Genomic DNA, 21,362 nt, shown 5'->3' with positions numbered 1-21,362 from the left:
CAATCCGCGACGCCTTGCCACGCTTCACCGCCGAGGAGTGCTCAAACTACTTCTGCGCCGCAGGATACGAGCCTGAGTGATCAGATTCTGCTCTAGATAAGCAGCGACCGTCCAGCTCGAAAACAGCAGTGCCTGGCCGAGGATGATCGACAGCACAGCGACATACATCGGGTTGCGGACATGGCGGTAGATGCCGCCGACCACCAGCCTTTCGGTCGGCGCGACCGGGGCTGGCGTACCCAGGCCCTCCAGGGCAAAACGGGCAAAGGCGTGCAGCAGTATGGCTGTGCCGGCGATAACCAGCAGCCAGCCCACAGGAACGAAACCGGGCAGTCTCGACCAGGGCAGGCGATAGCGGTCGGTCAGCAGCCAAGGCACCAGTCCGGCGACCCCGCCGGGCGCTACAGCAAGGAAGATGAAGCTGCCGGCGATCGCCGAAGCGGCCCGCATGGAGGTCTCCTTACCAAGAGCGCGTCGCGTTCGACCGGCCTCATGCGACGCGCTCTAGATTCTTGTTTCTATGCATGTCGTTATCGCAAAACCGCTCCACACTTCTGCGCGACATGCATTAGAGCCCGTTCCACCCCCGATGGAATCGGGATGGAACTGTATCTTCCTGTTCGACCGGGATCATGCTCTATGGCGCGCCCTTGAACGGTCTCCTGCGACGCGCTTAAGCTTTTGGGCGGCATGCACCAGCAAGGTCTGGCTGCCGAAAAAACAAACGCGTGCTGCACGATTCTACGTCATCCTGCGTTTTTCGACTTTCCGAGCAAGAATCGCTGCTGATTCGCGGCTGCAGATCGATTTTTCCCTTGCCGCACGCTGCATTTCAGCGATTCAACTGGTCCTATCGCGCTTCGGGACCGATTAGACCACAGCCGGCGCCTTTTTGCATGTGAGTGTTGCAAAATAGATGCTTGTTTCTTGGGCATGAAGAGCACATATATAGATCATCTCCTGAGCGCGTTCTCCTCCCATTAGCGCTCTCGAGTGTTCCCCTCTGGAGGTTAGCCTTAACAGGCACTTCCAATCAAACTCAGCCGGGTCTTCATTGATCCGGCTTTTTTGTTGCCCGAAACCAACACATCGCCAGAAAATCGGCCGGAACGGTCGCGTAACAGTGACATGTAACCTCGGGTAACATGCCGCGGGCGCGCCAAATCGACTAAGCAGAGCATAGGACGCGGTGTGGCTCGTCCGGGGGATGGGGGCATCACTCGGACGACCCGGGCTCAGGCAGCTACCGCGTCCGAACCTTCCTCCACCGCCAGGCGCAGGCGGCAAGCATGCGGCGGACCTGCCGTTTCGCCTCCCACGAAGACGGTCCGCAACGAAACGGCGCCCGGATGGTCCGGGCGCCGTTTCCTTGTGTGCTTCCTAAAAGCGAGTCGCGTTCGACCGGCCTCATGCGACGCGCTTTTAGGTCCTTGTTTGATGCATGTCGTTATCGCAAAACCGCTGCACACTTTTGTGCGACATGCGTTAGTGTTCTGGCCGCAAGCTGCCGTTTCAGGCGGCCTTGCCGTTGGTGTTCAGCGCTTCGTCGGCCAGCCGGCCGGTGAGTTCGGCCATGTGGTCGAAGACGGCCCGATAGCTGGCGACACCCGCCGTGGCCGAGCGCAGCTCGATGATGAGGTCGCCGATCTCGGCCTGCGGCATGGTCGCCTCGACCACGTCCCATCCCGGCCAATCGGGCCGCGCGTCGTAGCCGAGGATCTGACCGCGCCGCTGCGGGATCAGCGCGATGATCTTCGACGTCGCATCCGACGGCGTGACGATCTCGACCTTCATCACCGGCTCGAGCAGCACCGGCGAGCAAGCAGCCATGCCTTCCTTCATCGCCAGCTTCGCCGCCATCTGGAAGGCCATGTCGGAGGAATCCACCGCATGATAGGAGCCGTCGGAGAGGTTGACGGCAACATCGACGACCGGGAAGCCGAGCGGGCCGGATTTCAGGTAATCGCGCACGCCGGTCTCGACCGACTGGATGTAGGTCTTCGGCACGACGCCGCCGGTGATCGTATCGGTGAACTGGAAGCCCGACCCGCGCGGCAGCGGCTTGATCTCGAGAACCACGTCGCCGAACTGGCCGTGGCCGCCGGACTGTTTCTTGTGGCGGCCGCGCTGCTGCGTCGCTTTGCGGATCGTCTCGCGATAAGGCACGGCCGGCACATGGCCTTCGACCGGGATCTGGTTCTTGCCTTCCAGCCGCTCGCGCACGACGCGCAGATGCATCTCGCCATGGCCGGACAGCACGGTTTCGGCGGAATCCTGGTTGTGATGCAGGTTGAGCGAGGGATCTTCCTCGGCCAGGCGCTGGATGGCCGCCGACATCTTGACCTCGTCCTTGCGCTCTTTCGGCCGCAGCGCGAAGGCGAAGACCGGTTGCGGCGGCGCCAGCGTGACCAGCGGCTTGATGCCGCCCTTGGTCGAGCTCAGCGTCTGGCCGGTCCTGACGGCGTCCAGCTTGCCGAGCGCGATCGTGTCGCCGGCCTTGGCCGAAGTCAGCTTGACCTGGTCCTTGCCGAGCATCTTGTAGATGCCGGAGACCTTTGCCGTTTCGCCATTGGAAAGGAACAGCTCGCCCGCGTCGGCGACCTGGCCGGACAGGATGCGCGACACCGACAGCTTGCCGCCATGCGCGGTGTGGATGGTCTTCATCACCTGGACCACGGTGGCATTGCCATCGGGCGCGCCGAGACGCTGGCGCGTCGCCTCGATGTCGGGTGCGTCGTGACGGATCGCCTTCAACAGGCGCAGCACGCCATTGCCCTTCTCGGCGGTGCCGATCAGCACCGGCGTCACTATGCCGTCGCGCAGGTCGGCGGCGAGGTCGTCGAAGATCGCGTCCTTCGGCGGTTCGATCTCGTCCAGCAATTGCTCCATCAGCCGGTCGTCATGGTCCGCGAGCGTCTCCAGCATGGAAAAACGCGCCTCGAGCTCGCGCGCCTTGTCGTCGCTCGGGATCTGGGCGACCTCGCTCTCGGCATATTCGCGGTAGATGTAGGCACGCTCCAAAGCGAGGTCGATCGAGCCGATGACGACGCCGTCCTTGCGCAGCGGGATCTGGCGCAGCAGCAGAGGCACCGAGCTTGCCGGCTGCAGCATCTTCAGCGTGTCGCGCACGCCTGCTATCGCCTTGTCGACCTTGTTCAGGAACAGCATGCGCGGCACGCCGAGATCGTCGAGCTTGCGCATGATCAGCTGCAGGGCAGGGATCTTCTTCTCGTCAGCCTCGGCAACGACCACGGCGACGTCGCAGGCGGCCAGCACCGGCTCGGCTTCGAAGGAGAATTCGATGGAGCCGGGACAATCGACGAAGGTGAACGGCTCGCCCATGAAATCGGTGGTGGCGAAGGTCGCCTCGACGCTCATGCCGTGAGCGCGCGCCTCGGGCGAATGATCGGAAACGGTATTTCCGGACGAAACGGGATTCTGGCGGGGAATGGCGCCTGTACGGGCGAGTATGGCTTCGAGAAGTGTCGTCTTACCGCTTGCGAAGGGACCGACTATGGCAATGCATTTCGGTCCCGTGCGTCGTCCTCCGGCGCGAGTACCCATGGCTGACCTCCACTCAGGCGTTTCCCTGTGAGCGGCGGCCGGCCTGTCGGCCGTCGCGGGCGAGGCTTTTTTCAATTTGCCACCTACCCAATGGGCATCGTCCCACGGGCAGGCCGGGAGGGCAAGGGATTTGAAGTTGAAGGGATTTGAAGTTGAGGGGCTGGGTTCAGCCGGTGCCGGCTAGGCGCGACGCCAGCGGGGGTGCGTCCACGCGCTGCACCGCCACCGTCTCGGCAAAGCGCGCGAGCAACGGATTGAACAGGTCCGCACGCTCCCAGAAAGGCGCATGCCCGGCACCGGGAATGATGTGGCAATGCTCCCACAACGAGCCGTAGGCGAGCGTCTCAAAATAGCCGAGCCGGACGAACGGATCGTTCTCGCCATTGACGATGGCGACCGGAAACGCGGCCCGCTCGACCACCTGTCTCTGGTCGGCGCCCTTGCCGGTGAGCATGCCGCGCGTCACCGCGGCGCGCAGCCGGCCGTCGGTGCGCAGGATGGCTTGGCGGAAGGACGGATCGGCGGTGTCGCCGAAACACAGCGTCTCGAAGCGCTCGGCATCGCGTTCGGAATACGTCTTTTTGGACGCCAGCAGCATGTCCCAATGCGCGTGGAAGCCGCGCAGCATGCCGAAAGGACCCTTCGATACCGGCGGCGCGCCGGTCAGCATCAGCCCGCCGACAGCGCGGTGAAAACTCGCGAGTTCGATTGCCACGTGCCCGCCAAGCGACCAGCCGAAGACGACGGCGCGGCCGATGCCCAAGGCATCGAGGAGCTGAGCCGCCGATTGGGCAAGGCCGGCGATGGTGTAGTCCGTCGCCGGATCGCGGGCGTCCGAGGATTCGCCATGGCCGGGCAGGTCGAAAGCAATCAACCGATGGGCAGCGGCCAACGGGCTGTCGAACTGGCGGGCGAATACGGCGCGCGAACTGCCCGAGCCGTGGATCAGGACAAGCGGGATGCCGGGTCCCGACGACTGGCTGAGGCGCAAATCCGCGTGCGGCGTGCGGATCGTGCGGTGGGAAACGGCCATATCTGGTTGGACCTTGGGATTGTCTCCAGGTCAACATCGCATGCCGAGGTCACCATCTTGTTTAGAACGGTGGTTAAGAAATGATTTCTCGGTTTGCGCCGGGTATGATGACCGAATCCACCACAGCTAACCCCGGGACCCTGATGATGGAATCCACGCTCGACCTTCTCCTCTCGATCAGCAGCATCGCCACGCTCGGCCAATATGCCTGGTCGATGCGCGCGCATTTCCAGTCGCAGACCATGTCTCAAGGCGCGATGATCATTTCGGCCGTCGTGGTCGGCACGGCGCTGTTCTTTCTTGCACTGCTGTGGATCGAGCGGCAGCCGGTGGCGGCGAAGATCGGCGGGCTCGCCATCGAACTGGCAAGCTCGGCGCTGTTCTGGTGGGCGATCTCGGTCTCCCGCAAGGCGCGACTGCGGTTCGCGTTCGATCCGGACAATCCCGACAGCCTGGTGACCGAAGGCCCTTATCTCCATGTCCGTCATCCGTTCTACACGTCCTACATTATCTTCTGGATCGGGTGGGGTATCGCGACCTGGTCGGTCTGGGCGGTGGTGCCGGTCGCCGGTATCGTTGCGATCTATGTGATCGCAGCCTTGGACGAAGAACGAAAATTTTCGCGGACAAGGTTGGCCGACGCCTACGACGCCTACCGCAGGCGCACCGGCCTGTTTTGGCCGCGCCTTGCCCGCAGCCGGCAGGACATGCAGCCGGCGTCGGACGAAAGTGGTAGGCTCTAGACACTGGATTGGATCGAGGACTTGCGACGATGAAGATCATTGCCTGCGGCAGCGTGCCGACGATCGTTGCGCCGGAGGCGTATTTTACTGGCCGGGTTTTGCAGACGCCGATCATCGAGAAAGAGGCGCCGGCGCGGCTACGCGCCACGCTGGTCAGTTTCGAGCCCGGCGCCCGCACCCACTGGCACACGCATCCGCTCGGCCAGACGCTCTACGTCACGTCCGGTGCCGGTCTCGCGCAAAGCTGGGGCGGGCCGATACAGGAGATCAGGGCCGGCGACGTCATCTCCTTTGCGGCCGGCGAAAAGCACTGGCACGGCGCCGCGCCGAAATCGGCGATGACGCATATCGCCATGCAGGAAGCGCTCGAGGGTGTGCATGTCGACTGGCTGGAGAAGGTCAGCGACGAGCAGTATGGCGGCTGAATGGTCTTAGATTGATAAAAACCCGGCTTGCCGGGTTTTTATCTTTTTTCACCCGATCAGACCAGCGAGGCAGTAAAGCGCTGGATGCGCGTGCAGGCCTCTTCGAGCAAGGCCTCCGATGTGGCGTAGGAGATGCGAAAGTTCGGGCCGAGGCCAAAGGCCGAGCCGAAAACAACCGCCACGCCCTCGGCCTCGAGCAGTTCCGAGCAGAAGATTTCGTCGCTGTCGATCACCTTGCCGCTCTTGGTCTTCCTGCCGATCAGCTGGGCACAGGAGGGATAGACGTAGAACGCACCCTCCGGTGAGGGACAGGTGATGCCGCGCGCCTGGTTGAGCATCGAGACGACGAGATCGCGCCGGCCCTGGAAGATCGCCTTGTTCCTCGGGATGAAATCCTGCGGGCCGTTCAGCGCTTCCACCGCCGCCCATTGGGCGATGGTGCAGGCGCCGGAGGTCTGCTGGCCCTGGATCATGTCCATCGCCTTGATCAGCGGCACCGGGCCTGCCGCATAGCCGATGCGCCAGCCGGTCATGGCATAGGCTTTCGACACGCCGTTCATGGTCAGCGTGCGCTCATAGAGCTTTGGCTCGACCTCGGCGATGGTCTTGAAGACGAAGTCGCCATAGGTCAGGTGCTCGTACATGTCGTCGGTCAGCACCCAGACATGGGGATGTTTCAACAGCACGTCGGCAAGGCTCTTGAGCTCCGCCTCGGTATAGGCGGCGCCCGAGGGGTTCGACGGCGAGTTCATCAACAGCCATTTGGTGCGCGGCGTGATCGCCTTTTCCAGCACGGCCGCCGTCAGCTTGAAGCCGTTGTCGATGGAGGTGTCGGCAAAGGCCGAGGTGCCGCCGCAGATCGCTACCATCTCGGGATAGCTGACCCAGTACGGCCTCGGAATGATGACCTCGTCGCCGGGATTCAGCGTCGCCATGAAGGCGTTGAACAGGATCTGCTTGCCGCCGGTGCCGACGATGGTCTGCTCCGGCCGGTAATCGAGATTGTTCTCGCGCTTGAACTTTTTCGCGATCGCCTCGCGCAGTGGCACGATGCCGGAAACCGGAGGATATTTCGTTTCGCCGCGGCGGATAGCCTCGATCGCAGCGTTCTTGATGTTGTCCGGCGTATCGAAGTCCGGTTCGCCGGCACCCAACCCGATCACGTCACGGCCGGCGTTTTTCAGCTCGCGCGCTTTCTGCGTCACCGCGATGGTCGCGGAAGGCTTTACGCGGGCAAGGACGTCGGCAAGAAAGGCCATGAGAAATATCTCCAGAAAGGACCGGCGCGGCGAAGGCGCCGCGGCGCCTCTCATGTCGCATCGTCTGGTCAAGCGCAAGCCCAGCGCAGGCATTGTCGAATGAGCCAGCGCGCAACGCTGGCAACAATAAATTCATCAACGATCGGTAAAAGCTTGAACGGCAGGACCGTAGCCGGTCCGCCAGTCTCGCACAGCGAGGAACCGTGACGCGCAGCATCGGGCTTGCCCATATCATCCGCCATGATGACGGCACCGCCAGCGGTGTCTGGGGGGTCTATACGCTGCAAAGCGCGTTCCAGCCGATCTTCGCCTTCAACAAGGGCAAGCTTTCCGTCGTCGCGTTCGAGGGGCTGATCCGGCCGTTCCGCGAAGGCGAGCCGCAGCCGCCAATGAGTTTCTTCAACAGCTGTCCGGCGGTCGACCGCCTGCATATCGAGGCGCTGACAAGGACGCTGCACCTTCTGAACGCCGGCGCCTGCCTGCCGCGAGACGCCTCGATCTTCATCAACTTCGATCCATCGGTGTTCACCGACCGCAGCATCGCCGACAATGCGCTGCGCGACATGCGGCTGGTGCTGCACGAGGCCGACATCGATCCGCGCCGCGTCGTCTGCGAGGTCACCGAGCAGAAATCGGCGTCGCAGGAAACGCTCTACAATTTCGTCGAGGCGCTCAGGGGCAATGGTTTGCGCATTGCCGTCGACGATTACGGCGCCGACGAATCCGACATCAATCGCATTAAGGAACTCAGGCCCGACATCGTCAAGTTCGATGCCGACTGGATCATGACGCTGATGGAATCCGGTGCCGGCTTCGCCTTGCTGACCGCCATGGTGACCAGCTTCGAAGAGCAAGGCATTCGTACGGTGTTCGAGGGCATCGAGACGGGCTGGCAGCTCGAGCTTGCCGAAAAGTCGGGCGCCTCGATGGTGCAGGGCTATGTGCTGGCGCGCCCCGAGCTTGCGCCGACCAGCTTTCACGTCTTCGACAAGAGCGGGCAGGCGGTCGCAGTGTCGCCGGACATGAAGGAGGTGCCTGCGGCAGTTCCGACTTCGCGGCGACCGAGGCGGGCCTTTGGCCGCAGGGTGGCATCGTGACCGGGCAAGCCGACATGCGGCGTAAGGTCGGCGAGGCGATCTTTGCCGACGAGGTCGGCATCGAATATGGCGTCTACGGCGCATTCCGGCTGAGGAGCGCCTACCAGCCGGTCTTCGCGCCGCGCGGCAGGTTTCTCGCCGCCGTTGCGGTCGAGGGACTGATCGAGCCGCATCGTGCAGGCAGGCCGATGGCGCCGCAAATCTTCTTCGAAGGCGTGCCGGCAGCGGATCGGCTGTTTGTCGAAACCATGTGCCGGGTGCTGCATTTGCGCAATTTCCGCAACATCGGCGTCGACGGGCTCGACCTGTTCTTCAACTACAATCCGCTGATCAACGATGACCCCGCACGGGCGCTGGCCGAAATCAGGCTGATGACCAGGCATCTGACGGATTTCGGCCTGCATCCCGGCATGCTGGTCTGCGAGATCACCGAGCAGGCGGCCGGCGACAAGGTGCTTGTCAGCCTGGCGCGTGAGATGCGGCGCGACGGCGTCCGCATCGCCATCGACGATTTCGGCACCGGGCATTCGACGGAAGAAAGGGTCGCCCTCGTGCAGCCGGACATCGTCAAGATCGACGGCACCTGGTTCGCCGAATTCTGCCGCCATGCCGCCGCCGAGCGGTTTTTCCGGCCGCTGGTTTCGACGCTGCACGACCGTGGCGCCAAGGTGCTGGTCGAAGGCATCGAGAACGCCACGCATCTGCGCGTCGCGTTGGATGGCGGCGTCGACCTGCTGCAGGGTTTTTACCTCGCCCGGCCGGCGCTGGCGGGGACGCTGTTCGACGAGGAGCCGCTGTCGATCGACAGGCTGCTTGGCAGGGATAGCAACGTCATTCCGCTGTTTGGATAAATGCATCAGCGGCGCTGATGGTTACGCCAAAACAAATCACTGGATGAAGCCGCCGCTGCCGCGATAGAGGCTGGATCAAGCCTTGAGACGGGTGCTTGCGAGCAAGGGGAGCGCCGATGATACTCTATGGAATGACCGACAGCGGCAATTGCTACAAGCCGCGCCTGTTGATGGCCAAGCTCGGCATCCCTTTCACCAATGTCGAGGTCAGCTCGCATACCGGCGAGACGCGCAAACCCGACTATGTTGCGAAAAACCCGAACGCCATGGTGCCGCTGCTCGAACTCGACGACGGCCGGCGGCTGGCCGAATCCAATGCCATCCTGCTCTATCTCGCCGAAGGCACGCGGTTTCTGCCGGCGGACAAATATGAACGCGCGCTGGCCTATCAGTGGCTGTTCTTCGAGCAATACAGCCACGAGCCTTATATCGCCGTGCGCAGGGCGCTGCTGACCTTTCCAGAACGCGCGAAAGACGCGACACCCGATCGGCTGGCGGTGACGCTGGAGCGCGGCAACAAGGCGCTCGGCGTCATGGACAGGCACCTGGCCGGGAGCAGCTTCTTCGCCGGCAATGCGCTCAGCGTCGCCGATATCGCGCTCTATGCCTATACGCATACGGCCGAGACGGGTGGGTTTCAGCTCGACGCCTATCCGGCGGTGGCCGCCTGGCTGAAAAGGGTCGAGGCCGACCCGGGGCATGTGCCGCTGGAGTGGGTAGGTTGAGTGCAACTCGCCGTTGGCGATTGGCGAAATCTTCGGCGAAAGCCTCCTTCTCCCCGTTCCTATACGGGGAGAAGATGGCGGCAGCCAGATGAGGGGCAGCGCCAGCCTTCGTCGTGATATCGTGCTTGGCTTGGCGAAGGGCAGTCCTGATACGTCGCGCTGCCCCTCATCGCCCTGCCGGGCACTTCTCCCCGTATAGAGACGGGGAGAAGGAGCTGTATCGCCGGTTTCGCCAATTGCCGACGTCTAAAATCCAGACAGCAAAAAGGCGGGACAAAATCCCGCCTTCCCATGCTTGGTAGCCTGATCGGGAGCGTTTTGGCCGGGCCGGCAGCAATCTGCTGCTTCGGCTTGTCGGGGTCTGTCGCTCCGGCGCGCTTTTCGCGCGACTGTCAGAACAGCCGTCAGTGCCCGGCCCCCCGGGGCTAGCGCCCGGCGCGCGCCATTCGCAAAATCAGGCTGCCTTGCTCAGAGATCCAGCGGACGACTTGCCAGTGCGGCGGTCCTGCTCGATCTCGAAGTTGATCTTCTGGCCTTCGACCAGGGTCGACAGTCCAGCACGCTCAACTGCGGAGATGTGGACGAAAACGTCCGCGCCGCCGCTGTCAGGCTGAATGAAGCCGAAACCCTTGGTGGAATTAAACCACTTGACCGTACCTGTTGCCATTTCGATAGTCCTTTACGTTTGCTTTGGTTTGACTGGACCGAAACCCAGCCGGCTTGTATCGAGATTTTGGAGATAGAACGTCAGCAAACGCGAATATCGCGAGGCCCGGATCGATCGGCCGAAATATCAATGGACCGCATATAATATGCTTTCGCGCGAAAAACAAGACGGGGCGGAAAATGGCGCGGCGGCAACGCTGCCCAACGGCCGCCCCAATCGCGTGAGAGCGTCGTCGTTGCGCGCCTGACGCGGGAGATCGCGCCGGCTTCGGGCGCGACTGGGTTTTGGGGAGAGGGGCCATGAAAATCGTTCTGCTTGCCGCCTGCCTGACGCTGGTGGCCGCCGAGGCGCAGGCGGTGTCGCGTTACGATCCGACGCGCATGAGCTGCGGCAAGGTGCAGGCGACGATCGCGCGCGAGGGCGCGGTCATCCTGCGCTACAGATCGGCGCGCGTGCCGGGGCTGGCGCTCTATGACCGCTACGTGCGGAGCCAGCAATTCTGCGACATCGGCGAGGTCAGGGCGCGGGCCTCGGTGCCGAGCGCCGACACGAATTCGTGCACCGTCTACAAATGCAAGCGGGTGGAGATCGATCGGCGCTTCCGCCGGCGCCTGCTTCCGGATTAGGGGTTGAGACGACGTGCCGGGGTGTCGGCTCACCTGAATATCGACATATCCTAAAACCCGAATGACACCTGCGCGGGCGGCGGCGGGCCGACGCGCACGCCTTCCATTGCCAACATCTTTTCCTTGGTGGCCGAGCCGCCGGGAGCGGAAAAGCCGCCGATCTTGCCGCCGGCGGCAAGGATGCGGTGACAGGGAATGACCAGCGGCACCGGGTTGGCGCCGAGAGCCGCGCCCGTTTCACGCGCCAGCCCGGCATGGCCGGCGCGTTTGGCCAGTTCGCCATAGGTGGTGGTTTCGCCGAAGGCGAGCTTTCGCGCCGCGTCATAGATCGCCAGGCGGAACTCGTCGACGCCGCTGAGATCGACCGGCACGTTGGAGAAATCGATGTCCTCGCCGGCGGCATAGGCCTTGATCGAGGCGATCAGCTCGACAACCCATTGCGGCTCGGGCTTCGCTGCCTGGTCGGCGGCGGCATGGCGCAGCAGCCGGCGCTCCACCGCGTCGCGATTGCGCTGCGGCAGGCAGAGCCGGGTCAGTCCGGCCTCACTCCAGGCGATGCCCATGAGGCCGAGCACGGTTTCGAAGACCGCGTGACCGGCGGTGGCATGAGAGGCGTCCATGGCGTGCTCCTTTCCGGAATCCTTCGAAGTACAAATCCAGAACAATATCGCATTTCCCGGCCCGGCTCGCCACCCGAAAACCACCTTCTACCGCGGATTGCAGGGGGAAAGATGCTGGTGTAAGGACTTCTTAACACCCGACGAACCGGACCCGAGCGCCGCTTGCCAGCAAAATTCCTCTTTCCCGTCCTGGCGGCGGTGTTGGCCGTCGCCGCTCTCAGCGGTTGCACCTCGACTTCGCCGGCGACCCCGGCGCCGGCCTTCACCGAAAATACGGCCAATACCGATGCCGGCTTCACGCTGGCGCTGCCCGACACGGTTTCGGTGCTGCCGGAGCCGTCCGGCGTCGCCCAGACGGCGACGCTGCCGGTCGAGCCGGCCGCCGCCTTTGCCGGGCCGACGCCGCTGGCTGCAACCACGCCCGCCGTCATGACCGCCAATGCCCAGCCTGTTACGGCGACGCCCGCTGTCGCCATGCCGGTCACCGAACAGACCGCTGCCATGCCCGGCGTCCAGCCGGTTTCCTACACGGTGCCGCAGAACCCTGCCGCTCTGGCCGCGACCGACCCCACCGAGGGTCAGTCGAATGCCGGGGGCCGCAGCGAGATCGAGCGGCTGATCGAGAAATATTCCGCACTCTACCAGGTGCCGGTCGACCTGGTGCGCAGCGTCGTCAACCGCGAGAGCACCTTCAACCCGAAAGCCTATAATCGCGGCCATTGGGGGCTGATGCAGATCAAGCACGCGACGGCGCGCGGCATGGGCTATGACGGACCGGCGAGCGGCCTGTTCGACGCCGAGACCAACCTGAAATACGCAGTGAAATATCTGCGCGGCGCCTGGCTGGTCTCAGGCGGCAACCCCAAGCGCGCCGACCGGCTCTACCAGAGCGGCTATTATTACGATGCCAAGCGCAAGGGGATGCTGGGCGAAACCGGCCTCGGTAGCGACAGCCTGCGCCGCCGCATGCAGCCCGATGCCTGAGCCGCGCCCACCGGCGCCAAACGACATCCGCCTGCGCAAGTTTTTGGACGACACGCTCCTGGCGCCGCGCTGGCCCGAAGGTTTTTTCATGCGCGCCTTCGAGGCCGCCGATGCGCTCGCACTGCATGCTCTGCTGACCGCGGTGTTCGATGATGGCGCCGATGGGCCGTTCGACCAATGGTGGCCGCGCATTTCGGGCGACGCGGAATTCGACCCCGCTTTGTGTTTCCTGGTCATCGACCGCAAGGGCCAGCTGGCGGGCGCGGCGCTCTGCTGGATGCGGGCTTTCGTCAAGGACCTTGCCGTCCATCCCGAGGCGCGCGGCAGGGGCATCGCCGAGGCGCTAATGCGCCACGCGTTCGCGGCGTTTCATGCAAGGGGTGCTGCGCATGTCGATCTCAAGACCAACACGGTCGAGAACGCGGCTGCGGTGCGGCTTTATCAGCGGCTGGGGATGATCGAGGTGGATTGGCCTGGGTGAGGTTCGGGGCAGGCGGGCGCTCGACCGCAGAAGTCGGCGCCGCCCCTCATCCGGCTGCCGCCACCTTCTCCCCGTATAGTGACGGGGAGAAGAAGGCTGGCCGCAAACTCGGCTCCCTTTCTTCAACTCTGGAGATTGGCGAAATCCTCGGCGAAGGCAACCTTTCTCCCCGTCCCTATACGGGGAGAAATGCCCGCCAGGGCAATGAGGGGCGGCGCAAACCTCATGTGATTTGACGCTGCAGCGCGCTGACCTACCCTCTAGTGCCGGAACCGAGGAGACGAGCGATGCTGTCACCTTTCAACCGGAGCGTCACGCTGGCAGCGGCGGTGATCCTTGCCGCCGCAACCGCGGCCTATGCCCATCACGGCTGGTCGTGGACGCAGGATGGGTTCTTCGAACTCAAGGGCAGGATCACGGCCATCTATATCGGCAATCCGCACGCCACGCTGGATGTCGATGCCGAGGGAGGGGTCTGGCGGGTGGAGATGGCGCCGCCCTCCCGCACGATTGCCGCCGGCTTCACCGAGGAGGTCGCCAAGCTCGGCGACGAGGTGACCGCGATCGGCCACCGCTCGCGCGACGAGAGCGAAAAGCGCATGAAAGCAGTCCGCATCATCGTCGGCGGCAAGACCTATGACGTCTATCCCGACCGCGTGCCGCCGGCCTGAATGGACGGGTTTTTCGCCGGCATCGAGCAACTCGCGCTTGTGCGGGGACTGAAGGCCTCCTTCGTCGCCTACCCAATCGTCAATGCGCTGCACATCATGTCGATCGGCGCGCTGCTGACCAGCGTCTGGCTCATGGATCTCAGGATCCTGGGCGCCTTCCGCTCGTTGCCGCAGGCGCCGTTCGTGGCGCTGCTGCGCCGCACCGCGTTGGCCGCGTTCGGCGGTGCGCTTGTCACGGGGTCGCTGCTGTTTTCAGTCAGGGCGAGCGAATATGCGGCGATGCCGATTTTCCTTGCCAAGATGACACTGATCCTCCTCGCCGGCGCCAACTTTCTTGTCTTCATGCGCCGCGCAAAAGGCGGTGATGAGCCGGCTGGGGCGGCGACCGTGCTGGCTGTGCTCTCGCTGGTGCTGTGGACGTCCGTGCTGTTTGCGGGGCGGTTCATTGGGTTTCTCGGCTAAGGTGAGCGGCGGCACTGGCGTTCCCAAGGTGCGGGATGGCGCGCGGCGACATCGAAACGCAGACCGAGGTATCGCTGAAGGCGTTGAAACATTGCCCGGGAGCGGCGTGCACCTCCTCGACGATGTGGTGATGGTGCGCACATATGCCGTCAATTCCGGCTTCTACAACACCATCAACCGCGTCGACGCGAAGTACTTTCGACGAACCCGCCGGCGCGCAGCTTCGTGCCAGTGGCACCAATGGAGTCTGATTTCGAGATCGAGTGTGTCGCGGTGGCGTGAGCTTTCAAACCGGGGATTCGCCAGGAGAGCTCCGCGCCATCGGCACTTGCGAGACCCTCTGGAACCTGACGAATTTTACTGTAGAGGGCAGTGCGGATTGGAAGGAGCTGGAAGTTCATTTTTTCGACCAGCGCGCGTTGACCATCGAAATTGCAAGTCGGCAAGCATTCTTAGCTGCCATTTCTTGATAAGAATCATTCTTTCCTTCCGCAAAATCACATATCCCTTTGAACATGACAAAAGGTACTTTCCGAGCGAAAGCTGTTGCTGCAAGGCCGGCGCATTCCATTTCTCCACCGATCGCTCGTGGGAAGATGTCCATCAACCGTCTCTTGAAGTCGGGATCATCGACAAGCTTCTCACCCGACAAAATGGGGCCAACTTGTATGTTGAAGTCGCCGCCAAACTGGCTTCGGGCGCTGCGAGCGTAGCCTACTGCCATATTGTCAGACGGAATCGGAATTCCGCGGGGCTGCAGTGTGCCACCACGGGCAGCCCCAAGTTCGTATGGCAGGACGCTATCGGAAACTAAAACATCTCCAAATTTTTGTTTTCCTGCATCAACTCCGAAGCAAATACCAACCGAAATCGCATAGCTTAAGCCGGACATACTCAGAAACTTTAACGAAGCGATGGTACTGCCGTGAACTCCTCCAGATCCGGCACCGGTCCTGACGTGGTACACATGAATCGTATTGTAATATGTATAAACATTGAACGCTATGTCTTCGAAAAAATCTGTTTCCGCTCTTTTAAATCCTTCCGATAATAGTTCAGACGATAGAACCTCATCCTCCACGTCGGTGGCCGTAAAAATAACCACCTTGTGTCGGCCTATGCTTTTCAAACCATCGCTCCCCAGTGCTTCAGCCATCTTCCCGTCCTTCTCAATGGATTTAGCTAGGGATACAGACAATATCTCTGCAAATCGCGCTGGCTCATTCGAGTATCTTCTGCTTGGGGTCAAAAATAGAAAACCTCTGATAAACTTCTTGTATGGTTCGCAATAGGAAATTTCTTCTCGATTCGATTTTAAAAACCTAACCATCGCCTCAAAGAACAATTCTTTCATTTCAGCAAAAGACCAGTAATCCGGGTGATTTATAAATGTCAGGTAGTCACGCTCGTAAGGGCGTTGAGTGATCAGCGGCTCAAGTCCCAATCGCCTAAGGAAACAAAAATTTACGCTAATATCGAAGTGTGGAAAGTAAGAAAAATCTTCTATCAAGGGGTCGTTGTAAATTCCAGTTGGCGATATGAGATTGTGTTCAGTCGTATAGTGATTACAAAATAACCTTGTCGAAATATCACCGAATACTCTCGCATCTCGTTCTCCATCTACAAGGGAAATTTTTTCGTATACCGAATAGGTTGCCGCAATCCCCGGATCTGGTAGCTCATCTCGAAGAAATGAGCCGTTTTTGCTTAAAATAGCTCTCTCTTCCGAACTCAATAGGTTCGATCCGGCAAAGGGATTTAAACCCTCAAGTAAGAGACCTTTTATGTGCTCAGTAGTGCGCAACCTTTGCGATCTTTCATAAATTTTCTCAAGCGGCTGCGATTTTGCAAAATAGTTTTGATATTTTGGCTTGTTTATTGCATATAACTCGCGGCGTTTCTCAATAAAAATATGAAAGTCTGGCTCTGCATTTATTAATTTTAACTGGCCAGTCCGAGACATCTCTCCAAGAAATTGACTAAATATCTTTGAGTTCTGGACTATCTCATGGGATTGGGCAAAGGATGCGTATAGCTCAGCACCGTTCATCAATGAACACGTCTTGATGAATCGTATGTACTCGTCCTCGGAAAACTCACGCCTTCTTATGAAGGATAGCTCACGATTCAGAAATGATAGATAAATGCTGCGCCTAAGGTCGATCAAAGGCGCTCTCGCTCATCATGCGGAAAATAGATTGTGACCAAGGCTCAAGTCGGAAATAGCTATTTGGAATCTCCTTGTAGCATTTCCAGTGCATATTCTTTACACCTAGTTTCACGCTATCCGTGTCAATTTTTTCTTTAGTGCGAACAAGCGAAACTAGAGCGAGGCGCATCTTTCGTTCTTCTGAAAAATCATCGTATAGTGTTCCAAGATAGCGAATTGAATCTATTAGTTTATGTGAGTCTTTGTAAAGCAAGTGGAAAAAGTCGTGAAATTCGCGAATCGTTGCGTTGCGAAACCCGATCCCCGTTTCATCGAAAAGGTCGGCGTCGGATTGGCGAAGATAACCCGTAATGCCAACGGTGTCTCGGTTTCTGATAGAATCGTTATCTTGTAGGTACGAAGTGGGCTCAAAGCAAAGTATCTGATCGTTAAATACTATAGTAACAAATAGGTTTATAACTATGATGCTATCTTTCCGCAATGCTTCTTTTCTTGGAATATATCGAAGAGGAAGATGCTTGAAAAACCGTAGCGGTATATGATCTGCGTCTGAAAAACCTGTATCGGGACGAAATCTTGTCGATTTCAGATCAACAGAGCAGATAGGAGAATTGTCAAGCTGGCGAGATCGATTGAACCCAACGTAAATGCGCTTTGGCGCAGGTTGGTACTTCCCTTGCTCAGACAATTGACGCAATGCAAATATTGCCGGTGCTGTTCGGAAAAAACGAGAATTAGGCCCATGTTTCTTGATGTCGGTGGCTATGCGCGCCTGAATCGTTTTCTGAGGCGTTGCACCCCCAAACCTGCCTTCGAATTTTTGGCTCGATTTTAGAAACTTATATATTTCGAGGGCAGATGCGGGCCGCTGTAATTGCCGCAATGCATATGCTGCAGCGTCAATGTAAGTGCTCTGGTCGGTGTGCTTCTGCGGCATGGGGTGCAAGCTACATGCGAACGGATCGGAAGAAAACAGCGTAGATGCCTGGACTCACCACTGTCTTCGACTCTGCATCTGCGCGCAGTACGGACACGATTTGGCAGGCGTAACGGCGGCGACAGCCATTCAGAAGCAGTCGCTGCCCCTCATCTGCCTGCCAGCATCTTCTCCCCGTTGAACGGGGAGAAGAGCGTCAATCGCCTAGGCAAAATACTCCTGCAGCGGCCTCACCTCGAGGCTCCCCGCCTTCAGCGCCGCAATCGCCTCCGCTACCGCAGCCGCGCCCGACAGCGTCGTGTAATACGGCACTTTCTGCATCAGCGTCGCCCTGCGCAGCGACTTGGAGTCCGATACCGCCTTCTGGCCGTCCGTGGTGTTGAAGACAATCTGGACCTGGCGGTTGCGGATGGCGTCCTCGATGTGCGGGCGGCCTTCCAGAACCTTGTTGATTTTCTCCGCCGCGACGCCGTTCTCAGCGAGGAAGCGGGCGGTGCCCGAGGTGGCGAGCACTTTAAAACCCTGGCCGGCGAGGCGCTTGACCGCCGGCAGGATGCCTTTCTTGTCTTCGTCGCGCACAGAGACGAACAGGGTGCCCGCGCGGGGGAGATCAACACCGGCCCCTAACTGGCTCTTGGCGAAAGCCAGTGCGAAGTCGCGGTCGAGGCCCATGACCTCGCCGGTCGAGCGCATTTCCGGGCCGAGCAAGATGTCGACACCGGGGAAGCGGGCAAAGGGGAACACGGCTTCCTTGACAGCGATATGGCCGGGATTGCGTGGGTCGGGCATGGCGCCGTAATGGGCAAAGGCATCTTCCAGGCTTTCGCCGGCCATGATGCGGGCGGCGATTTTCGCGATGGGCCGGCCGATGGTCTTGGCGACGAAGGGCACGGTGCGCGACGCGCGCGGATTGACCTCCAGCACATAGACGGTGCCGTCCTTGATCGCATATTGCACGTTCATCAGGCCGCCGACATTGAGCGCGCGGGCAAGTGCTGCCGTCTGCCGCTCGAGCTCATCGACAAGCTCCGAGGGCAGCGAATGCACCGGCAGCGAACAGGCCGAGTCACCCGAATGGATGCCGGCCTCCTCGATGTGCTCCAATATGCCGGAGACGTAGGTCGACCTACCGTCGCAGAGGCAATCGACATCGACCTCGATGGCGCCCGAGAGATAGGTGTCGAACAGCAGCGGGTTCTTGCCGAGCAACGTGTTGATCTGGCCGGTCTTGTCGTTGGGGTATTTCTGCTTGATGTCCTCCGGAACCAGGCCGGGCACGGTGTCGAGCAGATAGGATTGCAGCATGCTCTCGTCGTGGATGATCTGCATGGCGCGGCCGCCGAGCACATAGGACGGGCGCACCACCAGCGGGAAGCCGAGCTCGCCGGCGACGAGGCGGGCCTGCTCGACCGAATAGGCAATGCCATTCTTCGGCTGGCTGAGGCCGAGCTTGTGCAAGAGCTTCTGGAAGCGGTCGCGGTCCTCGGCCAGATCGATCATGTCAGGCGAGGTGCCGAGGATCGGGATGCCGGCCTTTTCCAGCGCATCCGCCAGCTTCAGCGGCGTCTGGCCGCCGAACTGGACGATGACGCCGACCAGTTCGCCCGAGGCCTGTTCGGCGCGCAGGATCTCCAGCACGTCCTCCGGCGTCAGCGGCTCGAAATAGAGCCGGTCGGAAGTGTCGTAGTCGGTCGACACGGTCTCGGGGTTGCAGTTGACCATGATCGCCTCGAAGCCGGCGTCGCGCAGCGCAAAGGCGGCGTGGCAGCAGCAATAGTCGAACTCGATGCCCTGGCCGATGCGGTTGGGGCCGCCGCCGAGGATGACGACTTTTTTGCGCGACGAGACCTGAGCCTCGTTGGCCAGCGCGCCGGCGAACGGCACCTCATAGGTCGAATACATGTAGGCGGTGGGCGAGGCGAACTCGGCGGCGCAAGTGTCGATGCGCTTGTAGACGGGATGAACGTCGAGCTTGTCGCGAATCTTCTGGACGTCTTCGACGTCTTTCCTGACCAGGGATGCGAGGCGGGCATCGGAAAAACCCATCGCCTTCAGCATGCGCAGATTGGCGGCGTCCTCCGGGATGCCGTGCTCGCGGATGCGGGCCTCCATGTCGAGGATGCCGGCGATCTGTTCGAGGAACCACGGGTCGATCTTGCACATGGCATGGACGTCTTCCAGCGACGTGCCCATGCGGATCGCTTGCGCCACCATGCGCAGCCGGTCGGGCGTTGGCGTGCCCAGAGCGGCGCGGATGGCGTTGCGGTCATCGACATGGCTGGCCGGCGCGTTCCCGTGGCCGATGCCCGGGATCTCGATTTCGTCCAGACCGGTCAGGCCGGTCTCCAGTCCACGCAAGGCCTTCTGCAGCGATTCCTGGAAGGTGCGGCCGATGGCCATGACCTCGCCGACCGACTTCATCGAGGTGGTCAGCACCGGCTCGGCGCCGGGGAATTTCTCGAAGGCAAAGCGCGGGATCTTGGTGACGACGTAATCAATGCTCGGCTCGAACGAGGCCGGCGTTGCTCCGCCTGTGATGTCGTTCTCGAGCTCGTCCAGCGTGTAGCCGACGGCGAGCTTGGCGGCGATCTTGGCTATGGGAAAACCGGTTGCCTTGGAGGCCAGCGCCGACGAGCGCGAGACACGCGGGTTCATCTCGATCACCACCAGGCGGCCGTCGGCAGGATTCACGGCGAACTGCACGTTGGAGCCGCCGGTCTCGACGCCGATCTCGCGCAGCACCGCGATCGAGGCATTGCGCATCATCTGGTATTCTTTGTCGGTCAGCGTCAGCGCCGGGGCGACGGTGATCGAATCGCCGGTATGCACGCCCATCGGGTCGATGTTTTCGATCGAGCAGATGATGATGCAGTTGTCGGCCTTGTCGCGGACAACCTCCATCTCGTACTCCTTCCAGCCGAGCACGCTCTCCTCGATCAGCACTTCGGTGGTCGGCGAGGCGTCGAGGCCGGACTGGACGATCTCGTAGAATTCGGCGCGGTTGTAGGCGATGCCGCCGCCGGTGCCGCCCATGGTGAAGGACGGGCGAATAATTGCCGGCAGGCCGACATGGTCGAGCGCTTGTGCTGCGATCGCCATGCCGTGGCTGATGTAGCGCTGCTTGCGGTCGCCTTCGCCGAGGTTCCAGCGCGTCTCCAGCGCATCGAGCGCGGCGTCGAGATTTTCCGGCTTTTCGGCCTTCAGCGCGGCGCGCTCGGCCTCGTGCGTCTTGCGGTCGGCATTCTTGACGTCGGTGGCGTTGGCCAGCATCGACTTCGGCGTTTCCAGGCCGATCTTGTTCATCGCCTCGCGAAACAAAGCGCGGTCCTCGGCCTTGTCGATGGCGGTGGCGTCGGCGCCGATCATCTCGACGTGATAGCGGTCGAGCACGCCCATGCGGCGCAGCGACAAAGCGGTGTTGAGCGCGGTCTGGCCGCCCATGGTCGGCAGCAGCGCGTCGGGCCGCTCCTTGGCGATGATCTTGGCGACAACTTCCGGCGTGATCGGCTCGATATAGGTGGCGTCGGCCAGCTCCGGGTCGGTCATGATGGTGGCCGGATTGGAATTGACCAGGATGACGCGAAAGCCCTCTTCCTTGAGCGCCTTGCAGGCCTGGGTGCCGGAATAGTCGAACTCGCAGGCCTGGCCGATAACGATGGGGCCGGCCCCGATGATCAGGATCGACTTGATGTCGGTGCGTCTTGGCATGTCGAGGGTCCGTTCGGCAGGCGGCTTGCACAAAAAGCCGGACGGGATGACCCGGCCGGTTGTGCTCGCGATTCTGGTATCAGGCTAGGAGGGCCTTATAGGGAAGAGTTTTGCCGGATGTAACCCCGAAAATGAGGGAGTAGGGGAGTAGGGGAGTAGGGCAGTAGGGCAGTAGGGCAGTAGGGCAGTAGGGCAGTAGGGCAGTAGGGCCGCCGGCCCGCCGGGCCTTCCGCCAGCCGGGCAGTCGGGCAGTCGGGCAGTGGGCCCCCGGGGCGCGCCCCTTTTAAAACAAACTCCCCTACGCCCCTACTGCCTTATTCCCCTAACCCAGCCAACTGA

At 61.2% G+C, this 21,362-nt stretch carries 19 protein-coding genes and 1 pseudogene; 11 read left to right on the top strand and 9 right to left on the bottom strand.

Features of this window, described 5'->3' with window-relative positions; translation table 11 throughout:
• Positions 1-24: 24 nt before the first annotated feature.
• The 3 genes from NKJ40_RS29985 to NKJ40_RS29975 form a co-directional block, all read right to left on the bottom strand.
• Positions 25-450: a methyltransferase family protein gene (locus NKJ40_RS29985; RefSeq protein WP_352469148.1), complete on the bottom strand. Its 426-nt coding sequence runs from the start codon at positions 448-450 to the stop codon at positions 25-27.
• A 1,062-nt stretch (positions 451-1,512) separates the two neighbouring features.
• Complete coding sequence (locus NKJ40_RS29980; protein WP_352469147.1) at positions 1,513-3,564, bottom strand: elongation factor G; 2,052 nt, start codon at positions 3,562-3,564, stop codon at positions 1,513-1,515.
• A gap of 166 nt (positions 3,565-3,730) precedes the next feature.
• Positions 3,731-4,597 (bottom strand): alpha/beta fold hydrolase, encoded by an 867-nt coding sequence (locus NKJ40_RS29975; protein ID WP_352469146.1) that lies wholly within the window; start codon positions 4,595-4,597, stop codon positions 3,731-3,733.
• 143 nt (positions 4,598-4,740) lie between these two features.
• Here NKJ40_RS29975 and NKJ40_RS29970 point away from each other — a divergent pair, with 143 nt between their 5' ends.
• The gene (locus tag NKJ40_RS29970) at positions 4,741-5,340 is read left to right on the top strand and encodes a methyltransferase family protein (protein WP_352469145.1); all 600 of its coding nucleotides are present in this window, start codon (positions 4,741-4,743) and stop codon (positions 5,338-5,340) included.
• Positions 5,341-5,369: 29 nt separating this feature from the next.
• The gene (locus tag NKJ40_RS29965; RefSeq protein ID WP_352469144.1) at positions 5,370-5,765 is read left to right on the top strand and encodes a (R)-mandelonitrile lyase; all 396 of its coding nucleotides are present in this window, start codon (positions 5,370-5,372) and stop codon (positions 5,763-5,765) included.
• Positions 5,766-5,821: 56 nt separating this feature from the next.
• On the opposite strand, the gene NKJ40_RS29960 is transcribed toward NKJ40_RS29965, so the two are convergent.
• A complete protein-coding gene (locus NKJ40_RS29960) occupies positions 5,822-7,024 on the bottom strand; it encodes a pyridoxal phosphate-dependent aminotransferase (RefSeq protein ID WP_352469143.1) in 1,203 nt (400 codons plus the stop codon).
• Between the two features lie 203 nt (positions 7,025-7,227).
• Here NKJ40_RS29960 and NKJ40_RS29955 point away from each other — a divergent pair, with 203 nt between their 5' ends.
• The 3 genes from NKJ40_RS29955 to NKJ40_RS29945 all read left to right on the top strand — a co-directional run bounded on the left by NKJ40_RS29955 (position 7,228) and on the right by NKJ40_RS29945 (position 9,697).
• Positions 7,228-8,121 carry an EAL domain-containing protein gene (locus tag NKJ40_RS29955; protein ID WP_352469142.1) on the top strand — a complete coding sequence of 298 codons (894 nt, stop codon included), beginning with the start codon at positions 7,228-7,230 and terminating at the stop codon, positions 8,119-8,121.
• The gene (locus tag NKJ40_RS29950) at positions 8,118-8,972 is read left to right on the top strand and encodes an EAL domain-containing protein (protein ID WP_352469141.1); all 855 of its coding nucleotides are present in this window, start codon (positions 8,118-8,120) and stop codon (positions 8,970-8,972) included. Before NKJ40_RS29955 ends, NKJ40_RS29950 begins: the two co-directional genes overlap by 4 nt.
• A 116-nt stretch (positions 8,973-9,088) precedes the next feature.
• Positions 9,089-9,697, top strand: a complete 609-nt coding sequence (locus tag NKJ40_RS29945; protein ID WP_352469140.1) for a glutathione S-transferase family protein — start codon at positions 9,089-9,091, stop codon at positions 9,695-9,697.
• Positions 9,698-10,151: 454 nt separating this feature from the next.
• On the opposite strand, the gene NKJ40_RS29940 is transcribed toward NKJ40_RS29945, so the two are convergent.
• The gene (locus NKJ40_RS29940) at positions 10,152-10,364 is read right to left on the bottom strand and encodes a cold-shock protein (protein WP_023678332.1); all 213 of its coding nucleotides are present in this window, start codon (positions 10,362-10,364) and stop codon (positions 10,152-10,154) included.
• Between the two features lie 299 nt (positions 10,365-10,663).
• On the opposite strand from NKJ40_RS29940, the gene NKJ40_RS29935 reads away from it, so the two are divergent.
• Entirely contained in the window at positions 10,664-10,990 is a 327-nt protein-coding gene (locus NKJ40_RS29935; RefSeq protein ID WP_023719370.1) for a hypothetical protein, read from the top strand.
• Between the two features lie 50 nt (positions 10,991-11,040).
• On the opposite strand, the gene NKJ40_RS29930 is transcribed toward NKJ40_RS29935, so the two are convergent.
• Positions 11,041-11,610, bottom strand: a complete 570-nt coding sequence (locus NKJ40_RS29930) for a methylated-DNA--[protein]-cysteine S-methyltransferase (protein ID WP_352469139.1) — start codon at positions 11,608-11,610, stop codon at positions 11,041-11,043.
• A gap of 162 nt (positions 11,611-11,772) precedes the next feature.
• Here NKJ40_RS29930 and NKJ40_RS29925 point away from each other — a divergent pair, with 162 nt between their 5' ends.
• The 5 genes and pseudogenes from NKJ40_RS29925 to NKJ40_RS29905 all read left to right on the top strand — a co-directional run.
• Positions 11,773-12,594, top strand: a complete 822-nt coding sequence (locus NKJ40_RS29925) for a transglycosylase SLT domain-containing protein (protein ID WP_352469138.1) — start codon at positions 11,773-11,775, stop codon at positions 12,592-12,594.
• Positions 12,587-13,075, top strand: coding sequence for a GNAT family N-acetyltransferase (locus NKJ40_RS29920; protein WP_352469137.1), 489 nt, complete (start codon positions 12,587-12,589; stop codon positions 13,073-13,075). Before NKJ40_RS29925 ends, NKJ40_RS29920 begins: the two co-directional genes overlap by 8 nt.
• A 287-nt stretch (positions 13,076-13,362) precedes the next feature.
• Positions 13,363-13,746 carry a DUF6152 family protein gene (locus tag NKJ40_RS29915; protein WP_352469136.1) on the top strand — a complete coding sequence of 128 codons (384 nt, stop codon included), beginning with the start codon at positions 13,363-13,365 and terminating at the stop codon, positions 13,744-13,746.
• Entirely contained in the window at positions 13,747-14,208 is a 462-nt protein-coding gene (locus tag NKJ40_RS29910; RefSeq protein WP_352469135.1) for a DUF6644 family protein, read from the top strand.
• A 35-nt stretch (positions 14,209-14,243) separates the two neighbouring features.
• Positions 14,244-14,490 (top strand): annotated as a pseudogene (locus NKJ40_RS29905) (RidA family protein); the annotation flags it as partial.
• Positions 14,491-14,605: 115 nt separating this feature from the next.
• On the opposite strand, the gene NKJ40_RS29900 reads toward NKJ40_RS29905, so the two are convergent.
• The 3 genes from NKJ40_RS29900 to carB form a co-directional block, all read right to left on the bottom strand.
• A complete protein-coding gene (locus NKJ40_RS29900; protein ID WP_352469134.1) occupies positions 14,606-16,258 on the bottom strand; it encodes a 5'-methylthioadenosine/S-adenosylhomocysteine nucleosidase family protein in 1,653 nt (550 codons plus the stop codon).
• A 103-nt stretch (positions 16,259-16,361) separates the two neighbouring features.
• Positions 16,362-17,315 (bottom strand): hypothetical protein, encoded by a 954-nt coding sequence (locus NKJ40_RS29895; RefSeq protein WP_352469133.1) that lies wholly within the window; start codon positions 17,313-17,315, stop codon positions 16,362-16,364.
• A gap of 204 nt (positions 17,316-17,519) precedes the next feature.
• Positions 17,520-21,023, bottom strand: coding sequence for a carbamoyl-phosphate synthase large subunit (carB, locus tag NKJ40_RS29890; protein ID WP_352469132.1), 3,504 nt, complete (start codon positions 21,021-21,023; stop codon positions 17,520-17,522).
• Positions 21,024-21,362 lie beyond the last annotated feature (339 nt).

It is taken from the genome of Mesorhizobium sp. M0119 (genome assembly GCF_040322615.1).
In the GTDB taxonomy this organism is placed as follows: Bacteria; Pseudomonadota; Alphaproteobacteria; order Rhizobiales; family Rhizobiaceae; genus Mesorhizobium.
Note: the sequence above shows the minus strand (reverse complement) of the source record. Positions and strands in the feature narration are given on the sequence as shown.